The 16,620-nt window shown below is 63.5% G+C and carries 15 protein-coding genes; 5 read left to right on the top strand and 10 right to left on the bottom strand.

Features of this window, described 5'->3' with window-relative positions; genetic code table 11:
* Positions 1-33: 33 nt before the first annotated feature.
* From ACIGJG_RS14020 to ACIGJG_RS14030, 3 genes are all read right to left on the bottom strand, one after another.
* Entirely contained in the window at positions 34-1,236 is a 1,203-nt protein-coding gene (locus ACIGJG_RS14020; protein ID WP_011298877.1) for a branched-chain amino acid ABC transporter substrate-binding protein, read from the bottom strand.
* 621 nt (positions 1,237-1,857) lie between these two features.
* A complete protein-coding gene (ispH, locus tag ACIGJG_RS14025; RefSeq protein WP_140951433.1) occupies positions 1,858-2,832 on the bottom strand; it encodes a 4-hydroxy-3-methylbut-2-enyl diphosphate reductase in 975 nt (324 codons plus the stop codon).
* Positions 2,833-2,860: 28 nt separating this feature from the next.
* Complete coding sequence (locus ACIGJG_RS14030; protein WP_011298879.1) at positions 2,861-3,349, bottom strand: FKBP-type peptidyl-prolyl cis-trans isomerase; 489 nt, start codon at positions 3,347-3,349, stop codon at positions 2,861-2,863.
* A gap of 107 nt (positions 3,350-3,456) precedes the next feature.
* On the opposite strand from ACIGJG_RS14030, the gene radC reads away from it, so the two are divergent.
* The 4 genes from radC (at position 3,457) to nadB (ending at position 6,534) form a co-directional block, all read left to right on the top strand.
* Complete coding sequence (gene radC, locus ACIGJG_RS14035) at positions 3,457-4,143, top strand: RadC family protein (RefSeq protein WP_011298880.1); 687 nt, start codon at positions 3,457-3,459, stop codon at positions 4,141-4,143.
* A gap of 189 nt (positions 4,144-4,332) precedes the next feature.
* Entirely contained in the window at positions 4,333-4,566 is a 234-nt protein-coding gene (gene rpmB, locus ACIGJG_RS14040; RefSeq protein WP_006575661.1) for a 50S ribosomal protein L28, read from the top strand.
* A gap of 13 nt (positions 4,567-4,579) precedes the next feature.
* A complete protein-coding gene (gene rpmG / locus ACIGJG_RS14045) occupies positions 4,580-4,750 on the top strand; it encodes a 50S ribosomal protein L33 (protein ID WP_010814980.1) in 171 nt (56 codons plus the stop codon).
* Between the two features lie 197 nt (positions 4,751-4,947).
* Positions 4,948-6,534 carry an L-aspartate oxidase gene (gene nadB / locus ACIGJG_RS14050; protein ID WP_011298881.1) on the top strand — a complete coding sequence of 529 codons (1,587 nt, stop codon included), beginning with the start codon at positions 4,948-4,950 and terminating at the stop codon, positions 6,532-6,534.
* Between the two features lie 74 nt (positions 6,535-6,608).
* On the opposite strand, the gene nadC is transcribed toward nadB, so the two are convergent.
* The 6 genes from nadC to purN form a co-directional block, all read right to left on the bottom strand.
* A complete protein-coding gene (nadC, locus tag ACIGJG_RS14055) occupies positions 6,609-7,472 on the bottom strand; it encodes a carboxylating nicotinate-nucleotide diphosphorylase (protein ID WP_140951431.1) in 864 nt (287 codons plus the stop codon).
* The gene (gene nadA, locus ACIGJG_RS14060; RefSeq protein WP_140951429.1) at positions 7,469-8,623 is read right to left on the bottom strand and encodes a quinolinate synthase NadA; all 1,155 of its coding nucleotides are present in this window, start codon (positions 8,621-8,623) and stop codon (positions 7,469-7,471) included. The genes nadC and nadA overlap by 4 nt, the downstream gene beginning before the upstream one ends.
* Positions 8,624-8,750: 127 nt before the next feature.
* On the bottom strand, positions 8,751-9,941 hold the full coding sequence (locus tag ACIGJG_RS14065; protein WP_011298884.1) for a DesA family fatty acid desaturase: 1,191 nt from the start codon (positions 9,939-9,941) through the stop codon (positions 8,751-8,753).
* Positions 9,942-10,301: 360 nt separating this feature from the next.
* Complete coding sequence (locus tag ACIGJG_RS14070) at positions 10,302-11,675, bottom strand: mechanosensitive ion channel family protein (protein WP_140951427.1); 1,374 nt, start codon at positions 11,673-11,675, stop codon at positions 10,302-10,304.
* A 75-nt stretch (positions 11,676-11,750) separates the two neighbouring features.
* Positions 11,751-13,169, bottom strand: coding sequence for an RsmB/NOP family class I SAM-dependent RNA methyltransferase (locus ACIGJG_RS14075; protein ID WP_041679695.1), 1,419 nt, complete (start codon positions 13,167-13,169; stop codon positions 11,751-11,753).
* Positions 13,166-13,831, bottom strand: a complete 666-nt coding sequence (gene purN, locus ACIGJG_RS14080) for a phosphoribosylglycinamide formyltransferase (protein WP_011298887.1) — start codon at positions 13,829-13,831, stop codon at positions 13,166-13,168. The genes ACIGJG_RS14075 and purN overlap by 4 nt, the downstream gene beginning before the upstream one ends.
* A gap of 237 nt (positions 13,832-14,068) precedes the next feature.
* Here purN and ACIGJG_RS14085 point away from each other — a divergent pair, with 237 nt between their 5' ends.
* Positions 14,069-14,728 carry a response regulator gene (locus tag ACIGJG_RS14085; RefSeq protein WP_011298888.1) on the top strand — a complete coding sequence of 220 codons (660 nt, stop codon included), beginning with the start codon at positions 14,069-14,071 and terminating at the stop codon, positions 14,726-14,728.
* Between the two features lie 27 nt (positions 14,729-14,755).
* On the opposite strand, the gene ACIGJG_RS14090 is transcribed toward ACIGJG_RS14085, so the two are convergent.
* On the bottom strand, positions 14,756-16,558 hold the full coding sequence (locus tag ACIGJG_RS14090; protein WP_041679696.1) for a hybrid sensor histidine kinase/response regulator: 1,803 nt from the start codon (positions 16,556-16,558) through the stop codon (positions 14,756-14,758).
* Positions 16,559-16,620 lie beyond the last annotated feature (62 nt).

The raw sequence follows: 16,620 nt of genomic DNA on the forward strand, positions 1-16,620 counted from the left end.
ACGGTGCCGTTCGGATGGGCCGGTAAGCCCGAATTACATCTTCACGACGTCGAGAACGGACTTCTTCTTGTCCTTGTACTCGTACAGCGTGATGGTGCCTTCCTTCATGTCGCCCTTCTCGTCGAAGGCGATGTTGCCGATCACGCCCTTGTAGTTGGTCTTGGGCATTTCGGCCAGGATGGCTGCCGGATCGGTCGAGTTGGCGCGCTTCATGGCGTCGACGATGACCATCACGGCGTCATACGTGAACGGTGCATAGATCTGCACCGGCGCGTTGAAACGAGCCTGGTAGCGCTTCTCGAAGTCGGCGCCGTTCTCCATCTTCGACAGGGCCAGGCCTGCCTCGGAGCAGATGATGTTCTGCACGGCATCGCCGGCCAGCTCGGCCACCTTGTCGGTACAGACGCCGTCGCCGCCAACGATCTTGGACGAGATGCCCAGTTCCTTGGCCTGCTTGGCGAACGGGCCGCCGGTGGCGTCCATGCCGCCGTACATGATGACGTCCGGCTTCTTGCCCTTGATCTTGGTCAGAATGGCCTTGAAGTCGGTGGCCTTGTCGTTGGTGGCTTCACGCGCCACCACGTTCACGCCGGCCGCCTTCGCGGTCTTCTCGAACTCGTCGGCCAGGCCCTTGCCGTAGGCGGTAGCGTCGTCGACGATCGCCACGCTCTTGGCATGCAGGGTCTTGGCGGCGTAGTTGGCCAGTGCCGGACCTTGCTGGGCATCGGTGGCGACCACGCGGTAGGTCGTCTTGAAGCCTTGCTTGGTGTAGTCCGGGTTGGTCGACGACGGCGAGATCTGGACAATGCCGGCATCGCTGTAGATCTTCGAGGCCGGGATCGACACGCCCGAGTTCAGGTGGCCGACCACGGCCACGACCTTCTGGTCGACCAGCTTCTGGGCAACGGCGGTGCCGGTCTTCGGATCCGCGGCGTCGTCTTCGCCGATCAGTTCCAGCTTGACCTTCTTGCCGCCGATCTCCAGACCGTTCTTGTTGACTTCTTCCACGGCCAGGCGGGCGCCGTTTTCGTTGTCCTTGCCAAGGTGGGCGATACCGCCGGTCAGCGGAGCCGCGTGGCCGATCTTGACGACGACTTCACCGCCGCCTGCGGCCGGAGCAGCCGCTGCCGGAGCCGATGCCGACGGTTCAGCCGGCTTTTCTTCTTTCTTGCCGCAAGCTGTAACGAGCGCCACTGCGGCCGCGATCGGCAGAATCTTGGCAAACGTGATTTGCATGAGTGATCTCCTAGGATTCACAAAATGGGGATTTTGCAACGCCTCCCGGGCGCGTCCCCATACCGCCTTTGTTTAGTTTCAATTTGAAACGCGCGCATTGTATCCCCTTTCTTCGGCGATGCAATACGCGACGCAACAACCTGAGCGAATTACCCGCCAAATGAGCTAGGGAATTTCCCCAATGCACAGATTGGGGCAATTCCCGCTCACCTGACGGGGGCCGCACCACCGCTTACAAGAATCGTGCCCGGTAGCTCTCTCCCATCGCAATTTGCACGCCCGGTGCCACGTATAATCCATCTGTATTAATTAGGCGTTTCATTCCATAAATCCTGCACCGATCTCTAATGTGCAGAATGTAGCGCCGCACCATAATAGGGAAAACCCCAGTCACGGGGATTACCCTGATTTGTCTGCTTGCATTGACAGGTACGTAATCGATGCACCTTATCGGAGCATAACGACCTAGGAATGGTGGATTATCGTTGTGACGGTAAAAGCATTCAGCGAAATGGAATGAAAATGCGCGCGCGATCACGCACGCATCGCGCGAAAGCAGTCTGACGAAAAGGCAGGAGAGAGGCGCCGCAGAACGCGGCGCCGGCAAGACAGGTCAGCAGGTCAGGCCGTGACGCCGACCGTGGCAGCGGCCTGGAGGCCGCGCGGTAGCGGGAACGCCATGTTTTCTTCGATGCCGGCAAGGGCACGCACGTGGCCGGCACCGAGCTCGCGCAGTCGTGCAACGATGGACTGGGCCAGTTCCTCGGGCGCCGATGCGCCGGCGGTCAGGCCGATGCGCCGCTTGCCCGCCACCCATTCCGGGTGCACCTGCTCGGGTGCATCCACCATATAGGCGGGCACGCCCAGTCGTGCGGCCAGTTCGCGCAACCGGTTCGAGTTCGAACTGTTGGGGCTGCCCACCACGATCACCACATCGACCTGGGGCGCCATGAACTTAACGGCATCCTGGCGGTTCTGCGTGGCGTAGCAGATGTCCTGTTTCTTTGGCTCGCGGATCAGCGGGAAACGGGCCTTGAGCGCGGCCACGATCTCGAGGGTTTCATCGACCGACAGCGTGGTCTGCGTCACGTACGCCAGGCGCGCGGGATCGGCAACCACCAGCCCTGCGACATCCGCCACCGACTCCACCAGCAGCATGCCGCCTTCGGCCTGGCCCATGGTGCCTTCGACTTCCGGGTGCCCGCGGTGGCCGATCATCACGATCTCGCAGCCCTCCGCGCGCATCTTGCCGACTTCGACATGGACCTTGGTCACGAGCGGGCAAGTCGCGTCGAACACGTTGAGGCCGCGTGAGGCAGCTTCGGCGCGAACGTCCTTCGACACGCCGTGGGCGCTGAAGATGACAGTAGCGCCAGCCGGCACTTCATCGAGCTCGCGCACGAACACCGCGCCCTTGCGGCGCAGGTCGGCGACGACATAGGCGTTGTGGACAATCTCGTGACGCACATAGATGGGCGCCCCGAAACGCGTAAGCGCGCGCTCGACGATCTCGATGGCGCGGTCGACGCCGGCGCAAAAGCCGCGCGGCTGCGCCATCAGGATCTCGGCATCGGGTGCGGTAGTCAGGTCAGGCATGCTGCAATGTCAGGACAAGTGAGCGCAATCAGAGGATCCCGATCAGCTGCACGTCGAACAGGATGGTCTGCCCGGCCAGCGGATGGTTGAAATCGAACAGCGCCGCAGTGTCGCCGATCTCCTTGAGGACGCCCGCATATTTGCCACCGCCGGGTGCGTTGAACTCGACCAGATCGCCGGGGCTGTAGTCTTCCTCGAACGAGCTGTTCTCGCGCAGCGTGGCGAGCGATACCCACTGCAGCAATTCCGGGTTGCGCGGGCCGAAGGCCTGTTCGGGCGCCAGGCGGTAGGTCATGCGCTCGCCCTCGGGCATGCCGAGCAGCGCCTGCTCCAGCGTCGGGGCGAGCTGCCCCTGGCCAAGCAGCATCGTGGCGGGATTCTCCTCGAACGTGCTCACGACTTCGGTGCCGTTTTCGAGAGAGATACTGTAGTGGAGGGTCAGGAAGGAGTCGGCCTGGACCGTCTTGCGGTCAGCCGCGCCGCCGTCGGCTTCCGACGCAAATGTTTGCAAATTCATGGGTGATCAACCTGTCGACAACCCGTATTGTATTCGACTGGGCCACCGGACGCCCTGCCGATCCACCCTCGCCCGGCCCGACGCACCCGTCACGAGACTCCCGCGACATGAGTATCACAAACTGGCCCGCCTGCGAGCGGCCACGAGAAAAACTGCAGGAATGCGGCGCCGCCGCGTTGTCTGACGCCGAACTGCTGGCTGTGTTCCTGCGCGTTGGCGCAACCGGCAAGAGCGCGGTGGAGCTTGCGCGCGACCTGATGGTCCGCTTCGGCTCGCTGACGCGCCTGTTCACGGCCGACGCGCGCGCCGTGCTCGGCATCCGGGGCATGGGCGAAGCCAAGTACACCCAGCTGCAGGCCGTGCCCGAACTGGCGCGCCGCATGCTCGCCGAGTCACTGGAACTGCCGAGCGGGCTGGATTCCCCCGCGGCAGTACGCAGCTATCTGCGCCTGACACTGGCGCCGCTCGCCCAGGAGGTCTTCGTCTGCCTGTTTTTGGACACACGCAACCGCATGATCGCCAGCGAGGAGCTGTTCCGCGGCACGCTGAACCAGACCGCCGTCTACCCCCGCGAAGTGGCGCGCCGGGCGCTGGCGCATAATGCGGCCAGCGTCATCGTTGCGCATAATCATCCCTCCGGCTGTTGCACGCCGAGCCAGAGCGACCTGCAGATGACGCGCATGCTGGCGCGCGCGCTCGACCTGATCGATGTGCGGCTGCTCGACCATTTCGTCGTGGCCGGCACCCATGTGCACTCGTTTGCCGAACACGGCGAGCTTAAGACCGCCACGTGACGCCTGCGGCACGGTGCAGAGGTATACGGCCGGTATACAACGCCAGAGTGGCGAAGGCATTGATTAGCCGATGCTTTCCGGTCTATAATGCCCGTTTTGCTGAAGTCTCATCCGCTGCAGTCCGGGCCGCGCGCCTTTTGTTGATCTGTTGCGAACATTGTCCACGAATAGAAGAGTTAGGAGTGCTTCATGGCACGCGTCTGTCAAGTGACCGGGAAAGCGCCGATGGTCGGCAACAACGTTTCCCACGCAAACAACAAGACCAAGCGCCGTTTTCTGCCCAACCTGCAGAATCGTCGTTTCTTTGTTGAATCGGAAAACCGTTGGGTGAGCCTGCGCGTCTCGAACGCCGGCCTGCGCCTGATCGACAAGAAAGGCATCGACTCCGTGCTCGCCGACCTGCGCGCACGCGGCGAAGTCTAATTAGGAGTACATCATGGCAAGCAAGGGCGGCCGCGACAAAATCAAGCTGGAATCGACCGCAGGTACCGGTCACTTCTACACCACGACCAAGAACAAGCGCACCATGCCGGAAAAGATGGAGATCATGAAGTTCGATCCCGTCGCCCGCAAGCACGTCGCTTACAAGGAAACCAAGATCAAGTAATTGATCCCGGTTTTCACCCAAAAGGCCCCGCAACTGCGGGGCTTTTTGTTTTGTGGCGCTGACGCGGCTTGGGGGCCAGCCACCGTGCAATTTGACCCTCGCGGCATTGCAGCTCTGGTGCATCAGGGCATCACCCGGGTGTAGACTTTCGAGCTTTCCCTCTAGCGCCGCGCCCCCGCGCGCGCCACTCCTGCACCATGAACTTCGACGTCGCCATCGTAGGCAGCGGGCTGGCCGGTCTCACGGTCGCGCTGCAACTGGCCGACACCCATCGGGTTGTCATCCTCAGCAAGCGCGCCATGACGCAAGGCGCCAGCGACTGGGCACAGGGCGGCATTGCCGCCGTGCTTGATTCGGGCGACAGCCACGACGAGCATACGCAGGACACGCTCGTGGCCGGTGCGGGCCTCTGCGATGAAGAGGCAACGCGCTTCATCGTCGAGCATGGACGTGAAGCGATTCAGTGGCTGATCGACCGCGGCGTGCCGTTCACCAAAGATGAGCAGGCCGAACTCGGCTATCACCTGACACGCGAAGGCGGACATAGCCGGCGCCGCATCATCCATGCCGCGGATGCAACGGGTCACGCCGTGGTCAGCACGCTGTCGGAGATGGCCCGCCAGCATCCGAACATCACTGTTATTGAAGACCAGTTTGCGATCGACCTGATCACGTCGCGCAAGCTGGGGCTGCCGGGGAACCGCTGCTACGGCCTGTACGTGCTCGACGACAGCACCGGAGAAGTCCGTACCATCACCGCGACGCACACGGTGCTGGCGGCCGGCGGCGCAGGCAAGGTGTACCTGTACACGACCAACCCAGACACGGCCACCGGCGACGGCATTGCCATGGCATGGCGCGCGGGTTGCCGCGTGTCGAACATGGAATTCATCCAGTTTCATCCGACCTGCCTGTACCACCCGTACGCCAAGTCCTTCCTGATCTCGGAAGCCGTGCGCGGCGAAGGCGGCCTGCTCAAGCTGCCGGACGGCACCCGCTTCATGCCCGAGCACGATGAGCGCGCAGAACTCGCGCCGCGTGACGTGGTGGCACGGGCGATCGACTTCGAAATGAAGAAGCGCGGCCTGGACTGCGTCTATCTCGATATCACGCACCAGCCCGAGGCCTTCCTGAAGGAACATTTCCCCACGATCCACGCGCGCTGCCTGGAACTGGGCATCGACATCGCGCGCGAACCGATCCCCGTGGTACCGGCTGCGCATTACACCTGCGGCGGCGTGGTGACCGACACCCTGGGCCGAACCGACATCGGCAATCTCTACGCCGTGGGCGAGACGGCATGCACCGGGCTGCACGGCGCTAACCGTCTTGCATCGAATTCGCTGCTCGAATGCATTGTGATCGGCCGCGCGGCCGCGACCGACATCGCAAGCCAGGACAAGGCCGGCCTGCCGGATCTCGCACTGCCGTCGTGGGATGAAAGCCGCGTCTCCGACGCCGACGAGGAAGTTGTGGTCTCGCACAACTGGGACGAGCTGCGCCGCATGATGTGGAACTACGTCGGCATCGTGCGCACCAGCAAGCGCCTGGAACGCGCGCAGCACCGTATCCGCCTGCTGCGCGAGGAGATCGCCGAGTACTACGCGAACTTCCGCGTCACGCGCGACCTGCTCGAGCTGCGCAATCTCGTCGAAGTTGCCTCGCTGATCGTCGATAGCGCGTACTCCCGCCACGAAAGCCGCGGCCTGCATTTCAGCCGGGACTATCCGGATACGTTGCCGAAGGCTCTTCCTACCGTGATGCAGCCGGCCCGCAAGCGCTAAAGAGAAGTCCCTGCACGCAGAAAGCAAAACGGCCCACATAAAGCGGGCCGTTTTTGTTCTGACGTAGCTGACGATCAGCCGATGATCCGCAGCGAGTAGTCGGTGGCGCGCACGTCCTTGGTCAGTGCTCCCACCGAGATACGATCCACGCCGGTCTCGGCAAATGTGCGAATGGTGTCGGCATTGACACCACCCGACACCTCGAGCAGTGCACGGCCGGCGTTGATGCGTACGGCATCATGCATCATCGGCACGGTGAAGTTGTCGATCAGGATCGAGGTCGCGCCAGCGGCCAGCGCCTCTTCCAGCTCGGCCAGCGATTCCACTTCGATCTGGATCGAGGCGTTGGCACCGAGTGCCAGCGCGGCTTGCATCGCAGCCGTGATGCTGCCCGCCGCGGCGATATGGTTTTCCTTGATCAGGATGCCATCGTAAAGCGCGAGGCGCTGGTTTTCGCCCCCACCAATCCGGACCGCATACTTCTGGGCCAACCGCAGGCCCGGCAGCGTCTTGCGCGTATCAAGCACGCGCGCATTGGTGCCGGCGATCAGGTCGGCGTAGCGTCGCGTTGCCGTTGCCACGCCCGACAGCAGTTGCAGGAAATTGAGCGCCGGACGCTCCGCCGTGAGCAGAGCCCGGGCCGGGCCAGTGATCTCGCAAACCACGGAATCCGGCGCCATGCGGGCACCCTCTTCCTGCTTCCACGTGACCGTCAGCCGCTCGTCCACCGCCTTCATGCAGGCCGAGAACCACGGTTGGCCGCACAACACGGCCTGCTCACGCACGATCACGCGCGCGTGGGCCTGCTTGTCCGCCGGCACCAGCAGGCCGGTCAGATCACCACTGCCGACGTCCTCGGCGATCGCCGCGCTGACGTTGGCTTCCAGCGCCGACTTCAGCGCCGGACCATAGCTATCGAACACCGAATTCACACTCATGCCGGACCGATTCCCTGGAACAAGGCCTGTTCCTTCGCAAGGTCAGCCGCCGGCCGGACATTGGCCTTCTGCTGCGCAGCGAAGTCGAGCATGCGATTGATGCAGGTCACCGCCTGTCGGCCGGTGGCCGGATCCACATGGATCTCGTTGCGGCCGGTCTCGAGCACTTCGGCCAGGTTCGACAGCGCATTCATCGCCATCCACGGGCAATGTGCGCAGCTCTTGCAGGTAGCGCTGTTGCCCGCCGTCGGAGCTTCGATGAAATGCTTGCCCGGTGCCGCCATCCGCATCTTGTGCAGGATGCCGTTGTCGGTCGCCACGATGAACTCGGTCGCGTCCAGTTCCTGCGCGGCCGCGATGAGTTGCGACGTGGAGCCCACCACATCGGCCTGCTCGACCACATTGGCCGGCGACTCCGGATGCACGAGAATCTTGGCCTTCGGAAATTCGCGGCGCAGCAGGTCGAGTTCGATGCCCTTGAACTCGTCATGGACCAGGCACGAGCCCTGCCACAGCAGCATGTCGGCGCCGGTCTCCTTCTGGATATAGCTGCCGAGGTGCTTGTCGGGCGCCCACAGAATCTTCTCGCCGCGCGCATGCAGGTGCTGCACGATCTTCAGGCCAATGCTGGACGTCACCATCCAGTCCGCGCGCGCCTTCACCGCCGCGCTGGTGTTCGCATACACGACCACGGTGCGATCCGGATGCGCGTCACAGAACGCCGCAAACTCGTCGGCGGGGCAGCCGAGGTCGAGCGAGCAGGTCGCGTCCAGGTCCGGCATCAGGATGGTCTTTTCCGGACTCAGGATCTTGGCGGTTTCGCCCATGAAGCGCACGCCGGCCACGACCAGGGTCTGGGCCGCATGGTCACGGCCGAAGCGGGCCATTTCGAGCGAGTCGGAGACGCAGCCGCCGGTTTCTTCGGCGAGGTCCTGCAGGTCGGCGTCCACGTAATAGTGGGCAACCAGCACGGCATTGCGTTCCTTCAGCAACCGCTTGATGCGCGCCTTGAGCGCCTGGCGTTCGTCCGGCGTCAGCACGGGGGGCACCTTGGCCCAGGCGTGGGCCACGCAGCTACCGCCGGCGGGGCTTTCGGTATCCGTCAGGTCCGGCTTTTCGAACTCGACGGTCTTGATCGATTGTGGGGTCATCTCCGGTACTCCTCTAGACCTCACGCATGCAACATCATGCGGACAGCCAGAACCTGGGGGAGTTTATCTAAAACAAAAGCCCCGCCATGGGCGGGGCTTTGTAACCATACGGCGCGGCCGAATTGTATCAGGCGTAGCGGCGCAGGCGCAGCGAAAAATCGTGCAGCGCCTGGATACCACTAGCCTCGGCACGATGGCACCAGGCCTGCAGCTGCTGCAGCAGCTGCTCGCGCGTCAGGTTCGAACGGCCCCAGATGGCGGCCAGTTCACGTCGCATTTCCACGAACGTGTGCAGCGACTTGCTCTGCTCGACGATGCTCGCGAGCTGCTGGCGCTGCGGCGCGGCCAGCTTGGCCTCTTCGCGGTGGAACCACTTGCTGGCCGGCTTGAACGTGCGGTACTCGGCAACGCGGCCTTCCTTGAGTTGTTCCAGCTCCTGGCGGAACGCGCTCTTCACGGCCTTGGCGTAGCGTGCCATCACGTCATAGCGGTTGGCGATGATCGCTTCCAGCGTGTTCTCGTCGACTGGGCGTGCTTCCACCAGGCGAGCCTTGGGCGGCGTCTTCTTCACCTTGGCGAGGCCTACGGCTTGCATCGCGCGGATATAACCCCAACCCACATCGAACTCGTACCACTTGATCGAAAACTTCGCCGAAGTCGGGTACGTGTGGTGGTTGTTGTGCAGCTCTTCGCCACCGATGACCAGGCCCCACGGCGAGACATTGGTCGATGCATCCTCGCAATCGTAGTTGCGGTAGCCCCACCAGTGGCCCAGGCCGTTGATGACGCCGGCAGCGTTGATGGGGATCCACAGCATCTGCACGGCCCAGACCGTCATGCCGATCACGCCGAACAGCGCCAGGTCGATGATCAGCATCAGGCCGACGCCCTGCCAGCCGAAGCGCGAGTACACATTGCGCTCGACCCAGTCGTTCGGGCAGCCATGGCCGAACTTGGCGATGGTTTCCTTGTTCTTGGCCTCGGCGCGGTACAGCTCGGCGCCTTCCAGCAGCACCTTGCGGATGCCACGGGTCTGCGGGCTGTGCGGATCATCCTCGGTCTCGCATTTGGCGTGGTGCTTGCGGTGGATCGCGGTCCACTCGCGCGTGACCATGCCCGTGGTCAGCCAGAGCCAGAAGCGGAAGAAATGCTGGGCAATCGGGTGCAAGTCCAGCGAGCGGTGCGCCATGCACCGATGCAGGAAGATGGTGACGCCCGCGATGGTGATGTGCGTCACCACCAGCGTGTAGATCACGATCTCCCACCAGGACCAGTTGGCAAGGCCATTCGCGGCCCAGTCAAGAATAGTGTCGAACAAACTCTGTTCTCCGTCAGTTAAACAGGGGCTTTCCTTTGCGGCTGCCCCGGCGCCGTGCCCAACGCGCAGAAAAAAGACTGCAAATCTACTGATTGCGATTTGGTCTGGCGTCCGCCACGGACCCGCCATCCGTTGGCGGGAACCCCTGGCGCGCAGTTCCGGCGCCGGCGTTGGCAGGCGGGACAGGCACGAGCCGCTGCAATCTGGCGGCTGTCTGGTGTGGGGGCGGGATGGTAAACCCGCGACAACCCGGCATTCTACCGGATCATGCAGGTCTGAGTCATACGCTTTTTCCCCGAGTTTGACGGGGACGCTTCATTTTTGTTCCCTTGTGAAGCGCCCGCCTGTTTCCTTATGCAGTCATGCCTGATTCGCCACTTCTACGGCTTGCGCGGAGGCGTCACTCAACGGCTGAAAGTGACCATTGGTCAACACACGGACCTCGCGCTGGGGATAAGGAATGGAGATGCCGTGCTCGCGCAGCGTCCGCCAGATCGCGCGGTTCATGGCGGATTGCACGCCAAGCTTGCCGTTCTGCGGATCGGCGATATAAACCGCGACTTCATATTCGATGCCGCTGTCAGCAAACAGAACCAAGAACGCCGCCGGCGCCGGATCCTGCAACACTCGAGGCAGTTCGCGGACACATTCCGTCAGCAGCATGATCACAGTCTCAGGATCGGCGCCGTAATCAGCCTGCACGCGTGTTGCCACGCGGACATTGGTGTTCGAAAACGAGTGGTTTTGCACTGATTGGGCCACCAGCTGCTCGTTCGGCACCAGCGTCTCGCCATCGCCATTGCGGACGACCGTGTAGCGGGTGCGGATCTGCGAGACGATGCCCGTGTACTTGTCCACCGTGATCTGATCGCCAAGTTTCACGGAACGATCGAGCAGGATGATGAAGCCCGAAATATAGTTACTGGCGATTTTCTGCAAGCCAAGACCAAGGCCAACACCCAGCGCGCCGCCAAACACCGACAACACCGTCAGGTCGATACCGACCAGGGACAGGCTCAGCAGCAGTGACACCAGCAGCAGCAGCGCCTTGGAAATGCGTGTCAGCACCACCTTCAGGTTCACGTCGAGGCTGGCCGAGCGCATCAGGCGCTCTTCCAGCCAAGATCCGAACCACATCGCGACCAGCACGGTCAGCAGGATCCACACCACGGCCATCAGAATGTCTGCAAGGCTCACCTTCTGCTTGCCGAGCGAGAAGCGCATGGCCTCCATCCACTTGGTCACCTCCGGCAACACCCCCAGCACATACAGCGCCATGGCCACCCACACCAGCGTAGTCAGCACCTTCTCGACAAGGAGCAGCATGCCGTGCAACTGGCCGCTGCCCGAGAGCACCCGGCGCAGGATGTAGAAGGTGAAGTACAGCGACGTGATGCCAAATAACGGCACGAGCGCGAGCCGCAGCACGCTGATCGCCATGACAGGCTCCAGCACGAAGCGGGCCGTCATGACCAGCAGCCAGCCGAACAGCGGGAACATCGCCCGCTCAAGGCTGGCCGCGGCGAAGCGCAGCGAGAAGCTGGAGGCGGCGTAGTGTTTCTCGAGCCGCTTGTCGACAAAACGCGCGAGCGGCCAGGCGGCCAGCAGGCAGCCGGCCAGCACGACAAGTTGCCAGATGAAGCCGGGCCCGCCTGCGTCCCGCATCAAGTCGTCGAGCATTCTGCCGAACGTCGCGTGCGAAGCCGTCAGGTCCGTTAATGGGTTTCCGTTCATGGGAATTCTGCCTGGATACCCTGTCGCCGCACCGGCAGCCGCGCGAACCGCGCGAGTGCCGGTGGGATGGGGAGATTACTGCGTACGCTCCAGCACGGCGGCGAAGAAGCCGTCGGTCTGATGCAGATGGGGATACAGCGCGAACATGTCGCCTTCTGTCTGCAACGCTGGCACTTCGATCTTTTGCTCGGCCAGCACTTCCGTCGCCGGGACCAGCCGGAAAGTCGGGTGTTTGGCGAGGAAGTCTCGAACGATCGCCTCATTCTCCGCCTCAAGCACACTGCAAGTGGCATACACCACTCGCCCCCCACCTTTGACGAGCCGTGCCGCAGCCTCGAGGATCGCGCTCTGCTTGGCGGTCAGCTCAAGCACCGATTCGGGGTTCTGGCGCCACTTCAGGTCGGGATTGCGCCGCAGCGTCCCGAGCCCGCTGCACGGCGCGTCTACCAGCACGCGGTCGATCTTGCCCGCCAGGCGCTTGACCTTGGCATCGCGCTCCGAGTCGATCAGCACCGGGTGCACGTTCGACAAACCGCTGCGCGCAAGCCGCGGCTTCAGGTTGGCAAGCCGCTTTTCCGACACATCGAAGGCATAGAGTCGGCCAGTCGAGCGCATGGCCACGCCAAGCGCCAAGGTCTTGCCGCCTGCGCCGGCACAGAAATCGACGACCATCTCGCCGCGCTTCGGTCCTACCAGGCTGCACAGCAGCTGGCTACCCTCATCCTGGACTTCCACCAGGCCGTTCACGAACATCGGCAACTGGTTCAGCGCAGGCTTGCCTTGCATGCGGATGCCGGCGGGAGCCATCGGCGTGGGCTCGGCACGCAAACCTGCCGCCTCGAGCTCGGCGAGTGCTGCCTCGCGCGTGGTCTTGATGAGATTTACACGCAGATCCAACGGCGCCGGGCGCAACCAGGCGTCGCCGAGCGCCGACGTAAAGGCTTCGCCATGGCGCGCCACGAGGTTATCGAACAGCCACTCGGGCAGGTTCGCCCGTACACGCGGCGACAGGCTCGATCGCTCGATCGTGGTCAGGCGGTCCAGCCACTCGGCCTCGTCGGGATAGAGGAACGGCGTAAGCGTATCGCGGCCCAGTGTTGCCGCCAGGCCCAGCAGCGCCAGGCGGCGCGAGGCCGAACCGGTGCCGCTTTCGGCAAACTGACCGAACTCCACGCGCCGGCGCAGCACCGCGTAGACCGCCTCGGCAATGATGCCGCGCTCGCGATGGCCAAGCTTGCTGTTCTCGCGGAAGTAATAGCTCACCACGGCGTCGGCCGGACGCGCAAACAGCATGACCTTGCCGAGCAGCCGGTCGATATGCTGGATATGGGACGCGTGCAGGCCTCCGTGCACGCGCGTGGGCTGACCATCCGCTCCCGGACCCTGAGCGGACCGCGCGTTTGCCGGCCTGCGGATCGGGCTCGACTTGCGGGCTTTAGCAGGTTGGCGGGAATCCTTGGGCGCCGGGCGCGCCCCGGCCTGATGACGACTCATGGCTTTGCTCCTGCCGCCGGTACACCGGCGGAGATGGCCATAAGCAGTTGCGGCTCGGCCGGATTGACGTGTACGACCCCGTTTTGCACCTGCAGGCGTCCTTCGACGAACCACTGGACGGCGCGGGGATAAATGACATGCTCGCAGTCGAGCAGGCGTGCGGCGAGGCTCTCTGGAGTATCGTTTGGCAATACATCGAGGCCCGCCTGGATCACGATCGGGCCGTGATCGAGTTCCGGGGTCACGAAATGCACGGTCGCACCGTGCAGCTTCACGCCTGCGTCGAGCGCCTGCTTATGGGTGTTCAGACCCGGGAAGCACGGCAGCAGCGACGGATGGATATTGAGCAGTCGGCCGGCATAACGATCGACAAAGCCGGTCGTCAGGATGCGCATAAAGCCGGCCAGCACGACCAGATCGGGTTCGTAGGCATCAATGGCCTCGGCCAGCGCCGCATCGAAGCTGGCGCGGTCGGGATGCTGGCGATGATCGACCACGCCGGCGGCAATGCCGTGGTCCTTGGCAAACTGCAGTCCGGCGGCATCCGGCCGGTTGGAAATGACTGCGGCAATGCGCGCCGGCCAACCCCCGGCCGCGCATGCCCGGACGATGGCTTCCATATTGGAGCCACGCCCTGAAATCAGGATTACGATTTTTTTCATCGCGCAATTCTACCAAGTGCAAGCACTAAACTCTGCCAAAGCGAATACATTAGGCACTTAATTCACGACAATCCGAGATTCGGGGCGCAACCGGGATGCGACACCCGGGCTGTAAACCCCCATTTGATGGATTGTGACGCTTCCCACGCTCTGATAGAGTGGATCCTACGTCCACGCGCCAATTTTGTGCATGCTGGTGACAACAAGGACGAAACGGGAAATTAGACGGGAATTAGCATGTCGAACGCTGCACCGACGTTGTTGGTGGTCGATGATCATCCTATGGCCTTGTCCGGCACTACCGCATTCCTGACGGAGGTGATGCCTGATGTTGCAGTCCACGCCGCTGGCAGCGCCAGGGAGGCATTGACGAGCCTTCAGCAGGGCCTGCGTCCTGATATTGTCCTGCTCGATATCTGGCTGAACGATGGCACGGGTTTCGATGCCATGCAGACGTTCAAGACCGTGATTCCGGGCGCCCGCTTCATTTTCATGTCAGCTGAGGCCACGCCTGAAATCGTCGGGCGCGCCCGCGCGCTGTCGGCCTGCGGCTTCGTAGGAAAGCACCTCGATGCTCACGCCTTTACCTCGGCTGTACGGAAGGTATTGGCTGGCGACACGTCGTTTCCGACCGATGAGGCCCTCAGCGGCCGCGCCCAGTCGTTCGGACCGGCCCACGGGATCCCCGTCACGCCGGCCGAGCTTGGCCTGACGCCGCGCCAGGGCTCCGTACTCGCGCTCGTACTCGAAGGCCTGCCCAACAAGGTGATCGCGCGCCGGCTAGGCCTGACCGAGAACACGGTAAAGGAGCACGTTTCCGCCATCCTGCAGCGGCTCGGCGTGCGTACGCGCATGCAGGTCATGTCCCGCATGGAGCGCTTCCGCCTGCGCCAGTAAGTCGGAACGCCGGTGGGACACACGCCGTCAGGCGGGGCGCAGCCAGCGACGCAGCAGCATGCGCAGTGAAGCCGGATCGACGGGCTTCGGCAGCACAAAATATCCCGCCTCCTCCGCCGCCGCCAACGCGGCAGATTTCAGGTCTCCGGTCAGCAAGGCGCTGCGCGCCTGCGGTTGGGTGTTCTGCCAACGCTCCAGCAGGTCGAGGCCGTTTTCGCTGCCTGGCAGCCGCAGGTCGCAGAAGATGATGTCCGGTCGGAATCCCTGGGCAAACAGTTTGTCCGCTTCCGCGCCATGCGCTGCACACTCAACGCGGATACCCCAGGCCTCCATCAGCGCAATCCATGCCTTGCGGATCTGGGTATCGTCGTCGACGACGAGTACCGTGCCCTGAAGCTTGTCCGGCTTCGATTCCTCGGCCGCCGCCATGGCGCGCATTTCGCGCACGCTGGCAACGGTCTCATCGGGCACCGTGCCCAGCGCGAACCAGAATACCGACCCCTTGCCGGGCACCGAACGCACGCCATAGGTGCCGCGCATCAGGCGCACGCATTCCTTGAAGATGGCCAGCCCCAACCCGAGACCCTGCGACGGATCGCGCTGTGGGTTATGCACCTGGTAGTACGGCGAAAAGATGTCCGGCAAATGGTCGGGCAAGATGCCAGCGCCCGTGTCCCACACCTCCAGCCGCACGTGCTTGCGGCGCTGCCGGGCCGTGACCAGCACGCCGCCGCGCTTGGTATAGCGCAGCGCGTTCTGCACGAGGTTGAATAGCGCGCGGCGCAGCAGCACCGGCTCCGCCATCGCAAAGAGTTCGTCGGGCACGCGTGGCGTCAGCGTCAGACCGCTTTCGCGCGCATCGGCGGCGAACTGACTCATCACATCGCGGATCAGCGCGCTCAGCTCGCATGGCTCGAGCGTGGGCAGCACCTTGCGGCCCTCCAGCTTGGAGAGATCGAGCAGCGAGCGGAACAGCAGGTCGATGGTCTGCGTACCGGCCGCGACCTGCTCCACCAGCGGATGCAGCACCGTGGACTGGTTGCGCGCGCGCAGCGCTTCCACCAGCATCACCAGCGCATGCACGGGCTGGCGCAAGTCGTGGCTGGCCGCGGCCAGGAAACGGGATTTTTCCTCGCTCGCGTGCAGCGCACGCTCTTTTTCCTCCTGGAACTGCTTGGCCAGACGGCGGCTGTCGCCTTCGAGCTGGATCGCCCTGACCAGCGTGCCCTGCAGGCCGAGCGCATGGCGGCCGAGCATCATCGCGTAGATGACGAGCAGCAGCTGCACGTAGATGCCATGGCCGGGGAACGCAATCTCGGCCATCAGCAGATTCGGCACCAGGATGGGAATCCCCGCATAGGCGAGGTTCGACGGCACGGGCGCCTGGGATACCGCACCACCGGCCAGCACGCCCAGGCTCAACAGGTAAAGCACGCTCGAGAACACCGCCGAGCCCGTGTACATGTGGAGCACCGCGGAACTGCCCCATGTCACCCCGGTCAGGAACGCCAGGGCGCGCATATTGCCCCACCACTTGCGCGTGTGGGCGGAACGGCTCATGGAAGCACCGTCGCGCTGGTAACCCAGGTAGAACCACAGGCCGCCAGCGAGCAGCAGCAGCATCACGGCGCCCCAGCCAAGCAGCGCGGCATGGTCGGCCGAGTTCCAGAAGGCCAGGATGGTTAGCGCCGGCAGCAGTACCGCCGCCACCGCAGCGGACGGCGAGGCCTTATGGACGATGGCCATCAGCTTGGCCCGCGTCTCGATATCGAGCTGGGCGCCGGGAGGCGGCAGGATTCTTGGCAACAGCCGGTTGAGCAGCGCGTTCAAGTGAATGTGTGAAGGAAGCGCGGGCGCCGGCATACATGCTTCGCGCCCTTCTTGGGTGGCGC

This window comes from Cupriavidus sp. C1SS-2L (assembly GCF_057073735.1).